We start from the raw sequence: 14301 nt of genomic DNA, 5'->3' as shown, positions 1-14301 counted from the left end.
CTTCTCCTCAGAGCTGTCAGAGGTGGGCCGCGCGCCAGGTGAGCTGGGCGGATGTGGTGGGGTCGCCGTCCAGGGCGCGGAAGTCGAGCCGGTTCTCACCGGGCGGGAGGACGAAGGACTGCTCCGGGCTGCTGACGGCCGTGGCCGTGTGGAGCCGGGAGGCGCGCGGCCCGATCAGCACCGTGCCCTCGCGCGTGTCGACGGTCAGCCGTTCACCGGGGCCGAGGACGATGTCGTACTCCAGGGAGCGCCCGGTGGTGTGGTTGAGCAGATGGGGCCGCCGCACCGGGCCGGTGAACTCGACCATCGGGCAGGTCTCGGTCGTCCCGCTGTTGACGGCGGAGCCCGAGCCGCCAGAGCCGGGGGTTCCGTAGTCCACCGGGTAGGTGAACGGATAGGTCGTGCCGGTGCCCCGGCGGGGGAGCCCCAGCGAGACCGTCCGGGCCTCGGGCTCGTAGCGGCGCGGGTCGGTCGCGGTCCACTGGACGGAGACCCTGGTGGCACCGCCGGTCGCGAAACGCCGGTCGGTGGGGACGGTGCGCTGGGTGACCCGGGCGCGGACGGCGGTGGTGCGGCCGTGCAGCCGTACGGCCAGCCACTGTTCAGCGTCGGCGGAGCCGGTGCCGAAGGCGCGGATGAAGGTGTCGAGCAAGTCCGCCGGGGCCCCGGGCGCGGCGCCGGCGCCGGCCTCCGGCAGCAGCCAGATCCCGGCGGAGACGGACCGGGGCCTGGCCCAGCGGGCGCCGGGCCAGGCGCCGTGGGCGGTGGGCCGGTCGGCGTCGGAACTGTCGAGGGAGGGGAGGTCGGCCCAGCCGGTGAGGCCGTCCCGGTCGATCTGGAAGGGGGTGCCGGGGCCGAGCAGCAGTCCGGCCCACTGGATCTGGCCGTCGAGGCCGATCAGTGAGCCGGGTGGTGAGGTGGTGTCGGTCATGGGGTCGCCTTTCTCGGGCGGGGGCGGTACGAGCCGTGGGGCGCGGGCTCACGGCGCGGCGCGTGTACGGGGCGCGGGGCACGAGCGGGCACACGGAGCACGCGGCACGCGGCGCGCGGCACGCGGCGCGCGGGCTCAGGCGGCGCGGGCGAGGAAGAGGAGATCCTCGGCGACCGCGTACGCGCTGCTTCCGGCCGGCTCCCGGAAGGTTTCGAGCCGCACCCGGCGCGGCTCCGGCACCCGGCTGCCGCGCTCGGCCGCGCGCAGTGCGTCGACAGAGCCCAGCGGGGTGACCGAGCCGGGCCGTGAGCCGCTGGGCGGCATCACCACACCGCCCTCGGCGAGCATCGGGATCTTGTCGAAGTGGATGCCGAACTTCTTGCCGAGGATGTTGAAGCTGAGGCTGTTGAGCCCGTCGATGACCCAGTTGGCGAAGGAGATCAGCCCCTCGATCGGGCCCTTGAGCACCGAGACGATGGCCTGGAGTCCGGTCGTGACGAACTGGCCGATGCCGCCGAGGGTGTCGGTGGTGGCCTTCTTCACCCGGGTGAAGGCGGACGGGATGTCCTTGGTGATCCAGTCGACCACCGGCCTGACCGCGCCCTTCAGCCCATCCCAGGCGCGCCGCATGATCCCGCTCACCGCGTCGGTCGCCTTCCGGACACCGTCGCGGACGGCGGGGAAGGCCTTGCCGATGTTCCGGCCGATGCCGCTCACATCGCCGGTCAGGACGCTGCGGACGACGCCGAACGCCGTGGCGACGAGAGTCCCGTAGATCCTGACCACCGGGAGGAGGTGGGAGGCGATCTGCTTGACGATCCTCAGTGCGTGGTCGAAGACCTGCTTGATGATCCGCTGCCCGGTCTCGGAGTTGACGGCCAGCTCGATGAGATAGGCGGTGATCGGCACCAGCAGCCCGACGACAAAGCCGATCGGGTTGGCCCGCATGGTGACGTTGATGCTGGTGACGGCGACGGCCCCGACCATCAGGCCGCCGCCGAGCACGGTCATCAGCGGGCCTATGGTGACGCCCGCCGCGCCGAGCAGTTCGGTGATGGAGATGAGACCGCCCAGCCCGCCGGCCAGCGCCGCCGCCGCGCCGCTGGACGACCTGGCCGAGCGCTCCTGGGTACGGAGCCCGGGCGCGGCCTTGGTGGCGCTGGTGCCGACGGCACCGACCGGGCGTACGGAGGCGGTGGCCCCGGCCCGCAGCCCGCTGACCGCGCCCCGGGCCAAGTCGCCCGCGCTCTTGATCCGCTCCACGCTCCCGGAGGCCGTACGGATGCCGTTCACCGCCGACCGGGCGCCCTGGGTCGCCTGTTTCACCTGGTCGCGGAGCTGGTTCAGCGGCCGGACCATCCCGGCGAGCAGATCCCCCACCGGGTCGACCGGGCGCAGGGCGAGGGCGCTCATCCGCGAGCCTTCGCGAGGAACATCAGCGCCTTCGCCGTGTCCTTCACATCGGTGGAGGGGGCGGCGTAGTAGTGCTCGATATGGAATCCGGCGGTACCGGTGGCGACGGTCCGGGCCCGGGTTCGGGCGGCGGTGTGCCGCAGCAGCCGGTCCAGCTTGGAGAGCGGGAGCACGGCCTCGGCCTCGCCGGCCTCCGCGATGATCGCCGGGACACCGCCGGTACGGGGGGTGACGACGCCGCCCTCGGCGAGCCGGGGAATTCGGGGGAGGCTGACCCCGAAGGTCTTCCCGCCGACGCCCGGGACCCAGCCGGGGATCTTCACCTTGATGCCGTTGAGCTTGCCGATCGCGGAGTTGATCAGGTCGATGACGCCGTTGATCGGGGTCCTGACCGCGCCCTTGACGGCGTCGAACGCCTTGGATGCGATGGTCTTGAGGCCGCTCCAGATGGAGGAGAGCTTCTCTTTGACGTGGGTGAACGCCTTGGGGATGTCCTTGCGGACCCAGTCGATGACCGGGTTGATGATCTTCTTGATCCCGCCCCACACCTTGGAGATCACGGACTTGACGGTGTCCATGACGCCGGAGATGACCTTCTTGATGCCGTTGAAGGTCTTCGAGACGACCTTGGAGACGGCGTCGACGACGGTGGAGACCGCCTTCTTGATGCCGTTCCAGACGTTCTTGAAGAGCGTGCCGATGCCCTTCATGATCGGACCGATGGCCTTGATGACGGTCTCAATGACCTTCTTGACCGCGTCGGAGGCGGTTTTGAGCACCTTCTGCATGGTTTTCGACTGGGTCGCCATGCTGACGACCTTTTCGATGAGCGGGGCGAACAGCTCCAGGAGCCGGGCGATGATATTGCCCTTCATGGAGGTGTTGAGGCCGTTCATCCCCTTAGCGGCGTTGTCGGCGCCGCCCTTGAACTTCCCGATCTGGGTGCCACCGGTCTGCCCGGCCCGGCCGGCCCTGGCGACGGACTTCTCGGCACGGTCGGCGTTCTGCTGAAGGGTTTTGAGTTCCCGGGCGGAGGACTGCGCGGAGGAGCGGAGCTTGTCGAGCCCGGTCTTTCCGGTGGTGGCGGCGCGGCCGACGCTCTGGGTGGAGGTGGCGGCGGTGTCGGCCTGGGTTTTGAGTTGCCGGAGGGAACCTGTGGCCTTTCCGGCAGCGGAAGTGAGCGACATGAGTCCCCTTAGGCGAGTGCTGAGATGAGCTGATTCAGAGTGCTGCGGAGCACTCTGACCTCATTGGCCACGGCCCTGGGGTCCGGGTTGCCGCCGCCGGCGGGAGAGCGGAGGCTTGGTGCCGGGCTCGCGCCCAGCTGGGTGCGTATGTTGGTCCGCGCGGACTGTGCGCTCCTGCCCATCCGGTCGATCTTGTTGACGTCAGCCGCCCAGTTCCGGTTCTGGAGGATTCTGTACTGGGTGTCGTAGTGATCGAGGAGATGGCGCCGTGTGGCGTAATGGTCGACGAGGTCGTTGCGTCTCCGTAGGGCTTGCGCTTCCGCGCGCTGCTCGCTGTTCTGCATCTTCTCGTCAAGCCAGTCGAAGAATGTTTTCCTCCAACCTTTGAATTCCCATTTGCGTGTGGCGCCCAGGATGGTTATTCCACGTTCGTCGATCTTGAACATGGTTATGCCTACAGCCAATCCGGCGAAGGCGGCGGTTGCTCCTGCGGCGGCTGCCGTGGCGTAGTTTCGGGTGGCCGATAGATCTGCCTTCGTCGTGGAGAAAAGGGCATCCGTGTGCGTCCACGTCGCATAGGTCTTCGATGTCGCGACATAGGACTTTGTAAGCTTCCCGATGGACGTCGTGACCCGGTTCCTGTCGTCCTCGAATTTTTCCTTGAGGGTGACGATGTCCTTGTTGTTCTGCACAATGCTGCTGGAGACCAGTTCAGGTGTGATCGTGAACTTGCCTTTGAATGACTCGACCGTGACCAGTCTTCCGTCGACTGCGTCGAGTGCTTTCTGTGTCGCGGGCTTGTCCGTGGCCATGTTCACCTCGCAGTAGGGCTCTGTACCGAGGTCAGCCCATACCGAAGAAACGGGCCAGGTCCGCGCTCGCGGGCGGGGAGTCCGGTTCGGCCTCGGGCTCTTCGGAGGGGGCGGAGCCCGGCCTCGGGACCGGGTCCGGGGGGTCGGGCGGGTCGTCGGAGTGGACGCTGGTGAAGAGCCAGTTCGCGGCGGCCAGATGATCCACCACCGCCGCCAGCAAGTGATCGGTCACCGACCACTCCACCGCCTCCCCGTGCAGCGCACGGTTCACCGAGCTGTCCCGCGGCAGGTGCTCGATCAGCACCGACAGCCTGCGGGAGGACAGCCGTCCGCGGTGCCAGTCGAGGAGGTCCACGCCGTAGTGGCGCAGCAGATCGGCTTCGAGGGCCTCGGCGTGTTCATCGGTGAACTCGACGAGGCTCAGTCTTCCCCCAGGCCGAGCCCGGTCTCCTTGCCGTAGGCGTCCAGGATCGCCGCGATGTCCTGCATGGTGATGTCGTGCTTCTCGAAGCGCGCGAACTGCTTCTCGCCCATGAGCAGCGACAGCAGCCCGTCCACATCGTTGTCGTCCAGCTCGCGCAGCGCCCTCGCGGTCGCGCGGCTCAGCTCGGTGGGCAGTTCGAAGGTGTCCTTGTCCAGGTCGAACGACCAGGTCGTGCCGACGGACTCCAGGCGCTGGGCGCGGGCTGCGTTGACGTCGAAGCGTGCCATGGGTGTGCCTCCAGGTGGTGGTAGCGGGGGAGCGGGCGGGGGCGGGGCCGGCCCGTGGAGAGGGCCGGCCCCGGTCCGGCGGGTGTTACGGGGTGACGGAGTACGCCGGGTCCTTCATCAGGAAGGTCGCCAGCGGCGCCGTCGCGCCCTGGGACAGCGCGGTGAAGGTGACACCGAGCGAGGCCGCCGACTTGCGGGCCAGCTTCACGTCGTCGGCGGAGGTCACCTGGCCGCGGGGGATCACGAAGCGGTAGGTGATGTCCTTGCCGTCGGTGAACTCCAGGCCGAGCGCCCGCTCGTCGAAGGTCGGGCCGTCCGGGATGTCCAGGCTGTAGATGCCGGAGGTGCCGGCGCCCACGGGCTTCACATCCGACTTGGACCCGCCGATGAAGAAGGGCAGCGTGTCCTCGTTGAACTGGAGCATCGCGAACTTCAGCGTCAGATCGCGGTCCGAGTAGACGAACCGCGCCGGGCTGATGGCCTGCCAGGTCTCCACCGGGTCGAGCTTGTCCTTCTTGGCGAAGGTCACGCCGTCGGTGGTGGTGTAGCCGAGGTCCGTCCAGGCGGCGCCCCAGTCGGCCGCCGGGTTGGCGGAGAAGGCGCTGGGCGCGGCGGCGCCGACCGCCGCGACCAGGACACGGCCGGTGCCGGCGACGCGGATCTCGGAAGAGTTGTTGCCTGCCATGGGAACTCCTTGGGTGTTGGGTTGGCTGCCGCGGGTACGGCAAAGGCCCCGCCGGATCGGCGAGGCCTGGTCTGTGGGTGGCGCGGGCGCGGCGGGTCAGTCGGTGCGCAGGAACAGGCGCAGGATGCAGAGGTAGCGGTTGGCCGCCGTGTAGACGTAGTCCGGTAGCCAGCGCGGGCCGTCAGCCTCGCTGACATCGGTGATCGTCGTCTTCGGCACGGAGGTGTCGATGACCCTGCCGGCCATGCCGAGGAGCGCGGCTCGCGCGTCGTTGGCCAGGACATGGGCGTCGGACTTGGTGGGCCCGTACACCTCCAGCTCGATCAGCGGCTGGTCGAGGTGGAGGTCGTCGATCCAGGCCCCGCCCCGGCGGGAGACGACGACCGTCTTCGTGGTGCCGTTGAAGCCGACCGGCGGGGACTCCACCACCGTCACGCCCGCCGTCGCCGACAGGCTCTGGGTGAGGAGATCCACGACGATCTTCTGCACATCGGGAAACTTGTTCGGGACTTGGTTCATGACGAGGCGTCACTCCTGTTCCTCGGGACATTCGTCCTGGACATGCGGGCGGCGGAGCCGGGCCCTGGAGGGAGGGGGCACAGCTCCGCCGCTGCACCAACTGTGACGCAGATCGTGCGAACGCGCAACAAGTTCGTGCGCGCGCGCAGCGAATACGTGGAGAGGCGGCCACCCGGGGAGGGGTGACCGCCTCTTCTCTGCTCCGTGTCCGACCTTCGGCCTAGGTTCTGCGACGGGTCGCGCGCTCCGCGGCGAAGACCTCCTCCAGCCGGAAGAGCTGCGCCCGGCCGCGCCGCCCGGCGGGTGTCAGATGGCCTAACTGGACCCACTTGCGGATGGTGGCGGGCACCACGCCGGCCTCGGTGGCGGCGAGGGCGCCGGTGATCAGCGGGGTGGACGGGTTCATCGGCGTACTCCTTCACTGGTGGTGTCCAGGGCGGCGGCGATCTCGGACGGGTCGGTGCCGGTCAGGGCGCCCCAGCCGCCCTCCTTCCAGCTGTGGCGGTACGCGGGGTCCGCCCCGCAGCCGCAGACGGCGGAGCCGCACCGGCAGCCGGGGTTGACGCAGAGGACCGCGAGCCGGTCGGGGAAGGCACGCAGGGAGACGGAGTCGCACCAGGGGCAGCGTCCGCCGAGGCGGGTCATCGGTTCGCCGTCGCCGACCGCGCGTGCGCAGCGCCCCGCCATCCGGCGGGCCTCGTCGGCGACGTGTGCGACGAGGTCGGGGTGGTCGGCCATCCGGCCGACGAGCCCGGCGACCCGGGCCAGGCGCTCGGGGACCCGCGCCTTGCGGGGGCGGCCGAGGCCGAGGCGTTCGTGGACGGCCTCGTCGAGTTCGACGACTCCGTCGGTGATGTCCCGGATGGCGTCGGACACATGGAGACGCAGGGGCGCGGGCGCGTGGGTGCGGGTGGTTCGTCCGGCTCCGCCGATGGGGCCGGAGGAGCCTGGGGAGAGTTCGGTGAGGAGGTGGGGGAAGCGGTGGGTGAGGGTGGTGAGCCAGTGGGTGGCGTCGGTGGGGGTGGTCATGGGGGCCTCCGGGGTCGGGTTGGTGGTACGTCGGCCGGGCGCCGAGCCCCCGCGCCTCAATCGCCGGCGGGGCTGGGTTTGCTCGGGTTTCCCGGCGGGGCCTGGTGGGTGCGCCTCCATCGGTGGCGAGGCCGAAGGCGGTCGGCTTCGTCGGGGGGGCCGGGCAAATCCGGCCCGTCCGGGGGCACCTCCCAGAGGCAGCTCTCGGGGAGTGTGAGGACGGACCCTCTGTTACAGGGCCGCGCGCCCTGCGGGACTCGGGTTCCGGGTCCCGGGTTCCGCAGGGCGCGCGAGCGGCGCCCGGAGGAGCCGTACGCGCCCCGCAGGGTCCCGCACCCGCCGCTGGCGTAGAGCGAATACTCGCCGCACCGGGGTTTACATCCCGCCGTCCCCGTACGCCCCCACCCCACTAGCGCGCGAGCCCGCAACAACCCCACCCCGCAACCTCACCACCCGCCCATTGCGCCAGAGCCGCCCCGCGCTCACCCCGTCGAAGAAGCTCGTTGCCGGTGCCACGCTCTCCTCGCAGCGGCGGGTCACCGGACACCGTTCGCAGGCTCTCAGCGCAGGTCGGGCCTCCGACTCTCGCCGGGCGAAGACAATGTGCGGGGGCAGTCCCGCACACGCGGCGGCGGCGCGCCAGCCGGCGGACTCCAGGGAATCGGGGACGGGCATAACGGCAACTCCTGACTCTGCGGGGGTCGTTGCGATTTCGCACACTGACACGTTGCGCGCGCACGCGCAATCAAGGCAGGGGCCATCTCCGCAGAATCCCCAATGTGCGCGCGCGGAATCACGTAATTTTGTGCGCGCAAGCGCGATACTCTGAGGTCCGCTTCGGAGGGAGGCGACCACCCGTGACCGCCAATGATCTGGATCAGTTCGCCGCCTGGGTCGAGGAGCTCATCCGTGCCCGCGGCTTCGACATCGACAGCCCGCGGGGTGGCGGCAAGTCGCGGCTCGCCGACGAGGCCGGAGTCCACCGCGCCGCCATCACCCGGCTGCTCCAGCGGCAGAGCATGCCCGACCTGGAGACGACCCGGCGGCTGGCCCATGTGCTCGACGTGCCGGTGCGCGACATGCTCATCCGCTCCGGCCGGCTCACCGAGGACGATCTGCCCCTGCCCCTGGAGGCCGACTCGACCGCCGGGGCGGCGCCGGCCGCCCTGGGGGGCCGCAGACTCACCCTGGAGGAGGCCGCCGCCGGGCTCGGCATCCCCGATGAGCAGCGGGAGATGTTCATCAGGGTCGCCGGCCAGTTCCTGCCCCCGGCCCCGGCCCGCCGCGCCCCTCTCGCCAAGGACTGACCGGGCGGCGGAACGGGTCCCGCATTCGTTTTCGGCCCCCAGTAAGCTGTCACGGCCTGTACTTCACCTTCACACAGGCCGTACGTACGCCCCCAAGGATCAGAGGTGTTGCCGAGGTCTGCTCTCCGATCGCGTGGGCGGGATGGGCAGCGATGGGGCGCGAGCGAGAGATACGGATGGCCGAGGGCGACGAGGCACGGCACGGCGCGTCACAGGTCCCTGCCCGTCCCGCCGCGTCCCCGGAGGACCTTCCGGGGCTGCTCGCCCTGCTCGGCCGACTGCTGGAGGACCGTGCCCCCGCCGAGGTCGCTGTGCTGCTGCGGGAGGAACTGGACCGGCGCGAGATAGCGGCGTACGCCAGTGGGTGGCGGGACGCGGTGGCCGAGTACGGCCCCGCGCTGGAGGAGGCCCGTGCCGCCGCCGCTGCCGCCAGGCCCCTCCGGCTGGTGGGCCGGACCCCCGGTCAGGCGGCGGTCATCCCCTTTCCGCAGGACGAGCGCGGGCGGTACCCGGCGGACGGCGGCGCCGGGGGCGACCCGGCCGGCGGTCACCCTCCGGACCCCCGCACGGCCACCGGCGGCCCGGACCGTGACCACCCCGCCCGCGACAGCCCCCGGCACCCGCACCCCCGGTCCGACATGAAGGACATGAAGGACGGCAGGGACGCCAAGGACGGCGAGGACGCGATACGCGAGGCCCGGCACCACCGGCACGATCGGCAGGCCCGGCGGAACCGTGAGGGCCGCCAGCACCGCCAGGACGACGACACCGGAACCCCCACCACCCGGCCCCCCTCCCTCGCCCCCAAGAGCCGCAAGTCCAAGGTCCCCACCATCCCCCGGCTCGACTTCCCCTCCACCCCCACCGCGCGGTCCCGCCGCCCCCACCGCGAACCCCCCGACGCACCGGACGTACCCGACGCACCGGAGGCCCCGCCCGACGGTGACCCGGTGTAGCGGTGTATCCTCCGCCCTCTCCGGCCCGTGCGGCCCCCGGTTCCGCACCCCCGGAGCCGCCCGCTCCGGGGCTCCCCTCCCAGGCCCCCGGCGCCCCGCCCCCGAACGGCCTCTTCCCCGGGGAACGGCATGCTCTCCCGTGCGTGGGCATTTGTTTTGACCGCAGCCCATGCGGTAGGTACGCTCTCACCTTGTGCCTGGGGTGTGCCTGGGCTCCTGTGCGTGTCCTCAACCGCACAGCGAGTCCGATCACTGGCCACCGTATTCTGCGCCTTCTCTCGTCGTATGGCGGAGCCTCGCAGTTTCGACACACCCGACCGCGTGGGTCGGAGATGTTCCAGGTTAGTTTCACTGAACGGCACACAGAAACCGGAGAAGTAGTGCCTACGATCCAGCAGCTGGTCCGGAAGGGCCGGCAGGACAAGGTCGAGAAGAACAAGACGCCCGCACTTGAGGGTTCTCCTCAGCGCCGTGGCGTCTGCACGCGTGTGTTCACGACCACCCCGAAGAAGCCGAACTCGGCGCTGCGTAAGGTCGCGCGTGTGCGTCTGACCTCTGGCATCGAGGTCACGGCCTACATTCCGGGCGAGGGACACAACCTGCAGGAGCACTCCATCGTGCTCGTGCGTGGTGGCCGTGTGAAGGACCTGCCGGGTGTTCGCTACAAGATCATCCGCGGTTCCCTCGACACCCAGGGTGTCAAGAACCGCAAGCAGGCCCGCAGCCGCTACGGCGCCAAGAAGGAGAAGTAAGAATGCCTCGTAAGGGCCCCGCCCCGAAGCGCCCGGTCATCATCGACCCGGTCTACGGTTCTCCTCTGGTGACCTCGCTCATCAACAAGCTTCTGCTGAACGGCAAGCGTTCCACGGCCGAGCGGATCGTCTACGGCGCCATGGAGGGCCTTCGCGAGAAGACCGGCGCCGACCCGGTCATCACGCTGAAGCGCGCCCTTGAGAACGTCAAGCCGTCTCTTGAGGTCAAGTCCCGCCGTGTCGGTGGCGCCACCTACCAGGTGCCGATCGAGGTCAAGCCCGGTCGCGCCGCCACCCTCGCGCTCCGCTGGGTCGTGGGTTACTCCCGCGCCCGTCGTGAGAAGACGATGACCGAGCGCCTCATGAACGAACTGCTCGACGCCTCCAACGGCCTCGGCGCTTCGGTCAAGAAGCGTGAGGACACCCACAAGATGGCCGAGTCCAACAAGGCCTTCGCGCACTACCGCTGGTAGTCGCTACCCACATCGAGACCGAGAGAAGACTGAGCCATATGGCCACCACTTCGCTTGACCTGGCCAAGGTCCGCAACATTGGGATCATGGCCCACATCGACGCGGGCAAGACGACGACCACCGAGCGCATCCTGTTTTACACCGGTGTGAGCTACAAGATCGGTGAGGTCCACGACGGCGCAGCCACGATGGACTGGATGGAGCAGGAGCAGGAGCGCGGCATCACGATCACGTCCGCCGCGACGACCTGTCACTGGCCGCTCGATGAGGTCGATCACACGATCAACATCATCGACACCCCGGGTCACGTGGACTTCACCGTCGAGGTGGAGCGTTCGCTCCGCGTCCTCGACGGTGCCGTCACCGTGTTCGACGGTGTTGCTGGTGTCGAGCCCCAGTCCGAGACCGTCTGGCGTCAGGCGGACCGCTACGGCGTGCCGCGCATCTGCTTCGTCAACAAGCTCGACCGCACGGGTGCCGAGTTCCACCGCTGTGTCGACATGATCAGCAACCGCCTCGGTGCGGTTCCGATCGTCATGCAGCTGCCCATCGGCGCCGAGATGGACTTCAAGGGTGTCGTCGACCTCGTCACCATGAAGGCCTTCGTCTGGTCCGCCGAGGCGACCAAGGGCGAGATGTACGACGTCGTCGACATCCCGGCCACCCACGCCGAGGCTGCCGAGGAGTACCGCGGCAAGCTCCTGGAGACGGTCGCCGAGAACGACGAAGAGCTGATGGAGCTGTACCTGGAGGGCACCGAGCCCACCGAGGAGCAGCTGTACGCGGCGATCCGTCGCATCACCATCGCCTCCGGCAAGTCCGACGGCGTCACGATCACTCCGGTGTTCTGTGGCACCGCGTTCAAGAACAAGGGCGTCCAGCCCCTGCTCGACGCGGTCGTGCGCTACCTGCCCTCTCCCCTGGACGTCGAGGCCATCGAAGGTCACGACGTCAAGGACCCGGAGCTGGTCGTCAAGCGCCGTCCGTCCGACGACGAGCCGCTGTCGGCTCTCGCGTTCAAGATCGCGAGCGACCCGCACCTGGGCAAGCTCACGTTCATCCGGATCTACTCCGGCCGCCTGAACGCGGGCACCGCGGTCCTGAACTCCGTGAAGGGCCGCAAGGAGCGCATCGGCAAGATCTACCGTATGCACGCGAACAAGCGTGAGGAGATCGAGTCGGTGGGCGCGGGCGACATCGTCGCCGTCATGGGCCTGAAGCAGACCACCACCGGTGAGACGCTCGCGGACGAGAAGAACCCGGTGATCCTGGAGTCCATGGACTTCCCGGCGCCGGTCATTCAGGTCGCGATCGAGCCCAAGTCCAAGGGCGACCAGGAGAAGCTGGGTGTTGCCATCCAGCGTCTCGCGGAGGAGGACCCCTCCTTCCAGGTGCACACCAACGAGGAGACCGGCCAGACCATCATCGGTGGTATGGGCGAGCTTCACCTTGAGGTGCTGGTCGACCGGATGCGCCGTGAGTTCCGCGTCGAGGCGAACGTCGGCAAGCCGCAGGTCGCGTACCGCGAGACGATCCGCAAGGCCGTCGAGCGCGTGGACTACACCCACAAGAAGCAGACCGGTGGTACCGGTCAGTTCGCCAAGGTGCAGATCGCGATCGAGCCGATCGAGGGTGGCGACTCGTCCTACGAGTTCGTCAACAAGGTCACCGGTGGCCGCATCCCCAAGGAGTACATCCCCTCGGTGGACGCGGGCGCTCAGGAGGCCATGCAGTTCGGCATCCTGGCCGGCTACGAGATGACGGGCGTGCGTCTTACGCTCCTCGACGGTGGCTACCACGAGGTCGACTCCTCCGAGCTCGCGTTCAAGATCGCCGGTTCGCAGGCCTTCAAGGAGGCCGCGCGCAAGGCGAGCCCCGTGCTCCTTGAGCCGATGATGGCCGTTGAGGTCACCACGCCCGAGGACTACATGGGCGATGTCATCGGTGACATCAACTCCCGCCGTGGCCAGATCCAGGCCATGGAGGAGCGGGCCGGTGCCCGGGTCGTCAAGGGCCTGGTGCCGCTCTCGGAGATGTTCGGCTACGTCGGAGACCTCCGCAGCAAGACCTCGGGTCGCGCAAGCTACTCGATGCAGTTCGACTCCTACGCCGAGGTTCCGCGGAACGTCGCCGAGGAGATCATCGCGAAGGCCAAGGGCGAGTAACTCTTCCGAGTACACGCTTTAGGCTTATCACCGGAGCCGTTGGGGCATTCCCGTCGATTACTGAAGTTTTCGCAGGAAATGCCCCCGGCCCCGGCATCCCAGCAAAGATCACCTGGCGCCGATGAGTAAGGCGTACAGAACCACTCCCCAGGAGGACCCCAGTGGCGAAGGCGAAGTTCGAGCGGACTAAGCCGCACGTCAACATCGGCACCATCGGTCACATCGACCACGGTAAGACGACCCTCACGGCCGCCATTACCAAGGTGCTGCACGACAAGTACCCGGACCTGAACGAGGCCTCGGCCTTCGACCAGATCGACAAGGCTCCTGAGGAGCGTCAGCGCGGTATCACCATCTCCATCGCGCACGTCGAGTACCAGACGGAGTCGCGTCACTACGCGCACGTCGACTGCCCGGGTCACGCGGACTACATCAAGAACATGATCACCGGTGCGGCGCAGATGGATGGCGCCATCCTGGTGGTCGCCGCCACCGACGGCCCGATGCCGCAGACGAAGGAGCACGTGCTCCTGGCTCGCCAGGTTGGCGTTCCGTACATCGTCGTCGCGCTGAACAAGGCCGACATGGTGGACGATGAGGAGATCCTGGAGCTCGTTGAGCTTGAGGTCCGTGAGCTCCTCTCCGAGTACGAGTTCCCGGGCGACGAGCTTCCCGTCGTCAAGGTCTCGGCGCTCAAGGCTCTTGAGGGCGACAAGGAGTGGGGCGAGTCCGTCCTCAACCTGATGGCCGCCGTCGACGAGTCGATCCCGCAGCCCGAGCGTGACGTCGACAAGCCGTTCCTGATGCCGATCGAGGACGTCTTCACGATCACCGGTCGTGGCACGGTCGTCACCGGTCGTATCGAGCGTGGTGTCCTCAAGGTCAACGAGACCGTCGACATCGTCGGTATCAAGACCGAGAAGACCACCACCACGGTCACCGGCATCGAGATGTTCCGCAAGCTGCTCGACGAGGGCCAGGCTGGCGAGAACGTCGGTCTGCTCCTCCGTGGCATCAAGCGCGAGGACGTCGAGCGCGGCCAGGTCATCATCAAGCCCGGTTCGGTCACGCCGCACACCGAGTTTGAGGCCCAGGCCTACATCCTGTCGAAGGACGAGGGTGGCCGTCACACCCCGTTCTTCAACAACTACCGCCCGCAGTTCTACTTCCGTACCACGGACGTGACCGGCGTGGTGACCCTCCCCGAGGGCACCGAGATGGTCATGCCGGGTGACAACACCGTCATGACGGTGAACCTCATCCAGCCCGTCGCCATGGAAGAGGGCCTGAAGTTCGCCATCCGTGAGGGTGGCCGGACCGTGGGCGCCGGCCAGGTCACCAAGATCGTCAAGTAGTTCTGA

Annotated in this window: 17 protein-coding genes; 6 read left to right on the top strand and 11 right to left on the bottom strand. The window is 68.6% G+C overall.

Translation table 11 applies throughout. The annotated features are described in order from the left end of the window. Positions 1-16: 16 nt before the first annotated feature. From ABZ348_RS25485 to ABZ348_RS25435, 11 genes are all read right to left on the bottom strand, one after another. A complete protein-coding gene (locus ABZ348_RS25485; protein ID WP_358936761.1) occupies positions 17-931 on the bottom strand; it encodes a phage tail protein in 915 nt (304 codons plus the stop codon). A gap of 135 nt (positions 932-1066) precedes the next feature. Next, a complete protein-coding gene (locus ABZ348_RS25480; protein ID WP_358936759.1) occupies positions 1067-2344 on the bottom strand; it encodes a tape-measure protein in 1278 nt (425 codons plus the stop codon). After that, complete coding sequence (locus ABZ348_RS25475; protein WP_358936758.1) at positions 2341-3531, bottom strand: phage tail protein; 1191 nt, start codon at positions 3529-3531, stop codon at positions 2341-2343. The genes ABZ348_RS25480 and ABZ348_RS25475 overlap by 4 nt, the downstream gene beginning before the upstream one ends. Before the next feature lie 8 nt (positions 3532-3539). Next, positions 3540-4343, bottom strand: coding sequence for a hypothetical protein (locus tag ABZ348_RS25470; protein WP_358936756.1), 804 nt, complete (start codon positions 4341-4343; stop codon positions 3540-3542). A 31-nt stretch (positions 4344-4374) separates the two neighbouring features. Further along, a complete protein-coding gene (locus tag ABZ348_RS25465) occupies positions 4375-4698 on the bottom strand; it encodes a hypothetical protein (protein ID WP_358936754.1) in 324 nt (107 codons plus the stop codon). Positions 4699-4763: 65 nt separating this feature from the next. Next, on the bottom strand, positions 4764-5054 hold the full coding sequence (locus ABZ348_RS25460; protein ID WP_358880958.1) for a hypothetical protein: 291 nt from the start codon (positions 5052-5054) through the stop codon (positions 4764-4766). 85 nt (positions 5055-5139) lie between these two features. Then, on the bottom strand, positions 5140-5739 hold the full coding sequence (locus ABZ348_RS25455; RefSeq protein WP_358936753.1) for a phage tail protein: 600 nt from the start codon (positions 5737-5739) through the stop codon (positions 5140-5142). A gap of 96 nt (positions 5740-5835) precedes the next feature. Next, positions 5836-6258, bottom strand: a complete 423-nt coding sequence (locus tag ABZ348_RS25450) for a hypothetical protein (RefSeq protein WP_351559966.1) — start codon at positions 6256-6258, stop codon at positions 5836-5838. A 220-nt stretch (positions 6259-6478) separates the two neighbouring features. Continuing rightward, on the bottom strand, positions 6479-6664 hold the full coding sequence (locus tag ABZ348_RS25445; RefSeq protein ID WP_351547899.1) for a hypothetical protein: 186 nt from the start codon (positions 6662-6664) through the stop codon (positions 6479-6481). Then, the gene (locus ABZ348_RS25440) at positions 6661-7287 is read right to left on the bottom strand and encodes a hypothetical protein (protein ID WP_358936752.1); all 627 of its coding nucleotides are present in this window, start codon (positions 7285-7287) and stop codon (positions 6661-6663) included. Before ABZ348_RS25440 ends, ABZ348_RS25445 begins: the two co-directional genes overlap by 4 nt. Before the next feature lie 375 nt (positions 7288-7662). Beyond that, positions 7663-7962 (bottom strand): WhiB family transcriptional regulator, encoded by a 300-nt coding sequence (locus ABZ348_RS25435; RefSeq protein ID WP_358936750.1) that lies wholly within the window; start codon positions 7960-7962, stop codon positions 7663-7665. A 182-nt stretch (positions 7963-8144) separates the two neighbouring features. On the opposite strand from ABZ348_RS25435, the gene ABZ348_RS25430 reads away from it, so the two are divergent. The 6 genes from ABZ348_RS25430 (at position 8145) to tuf (ending at position 14295) form a co-directional block, all read left to right on the top strand. After that, entirely contained in the window at positions 8145-8594 is a 450-nt protein-coding gene (locus tag ABZ348_RS25430; protein WP_358936748.1) for a helix-turn-helix transcriptional regulator, read from the top strand. A 152-nt stretch (positions 8595-8746) separates the two neighbouring features. Then, positions 8747-9550, top strand: a complete 804-nt coding sequence (locus ABZ348_RS25425; RefSeq protein WP_358936746.1) for a hypothetical protein — start codon at positions 8747-8749, stop codon at positions 9548-9550. A gap of 380 nt (positions 9551-9930) precedes the next feature. Next, positions 9931-10302, top strand: a complete 372-nt coding sequence (gene rpsL / locus ABZ348_RS25420) for a 30S ribosomal protein S12 (RefSeq protein WP_003948652.1) — start codon at positions 9931-9933, stop codon at positions 10300-10302. 2 nt (positions 10303-10304) lie between these two features. After that, positions 10305-10775: a 30S ribosomal protein S7 gene (rpsG, locus tag ABZ348_RS25415; protein WP_340474758.1), complete on the top strand. Its 471-nt coding sequence runs from the start codon at positions 10305-10307 to the stop codon at positions 10773-10775. Between the two features lie 38 nt (positions 10776-10813). Further along, positions 10814-12940 (top strand): elongation factor G, encoded by a 2127-nt coding sequence (gene fusA / locus ABZ348_RS25410; protein WP_358936744.1) that lies wholly within the window; start codon positions 10814-10816, stop codon positions 12938-12940. A 161-nt stretch (positions 12941-13101) separates the two neighbouring features. Next, positions 13102-14295 carry an elongation factor Tu gene (gene tuf, locus ABZ348_RS25405; protein WP_358936742.1) on the top strand — a complete coding sequence of 398 codons (1194 nt, stop codon included), beginning with the start codon at positions 13102-13104 and terminating at the stop codon, positions 14293-14295. The last annotated feature ends 6 nt before the right edge of the window (positions 14296-14301 follow it).

This window comes from Streptomyces sp. NPDC005963 (assembly GCF_040638655.1).
Taxonomy (GTDB): domain Bacteria; phylum Actinomycetota; class Actinomycetes; order Streptomycetales; family Streptomycetaceae; genus Streptomyces.
This window is presented reverse-complemented; position numbering and strand designations above follow the sequence as displayed.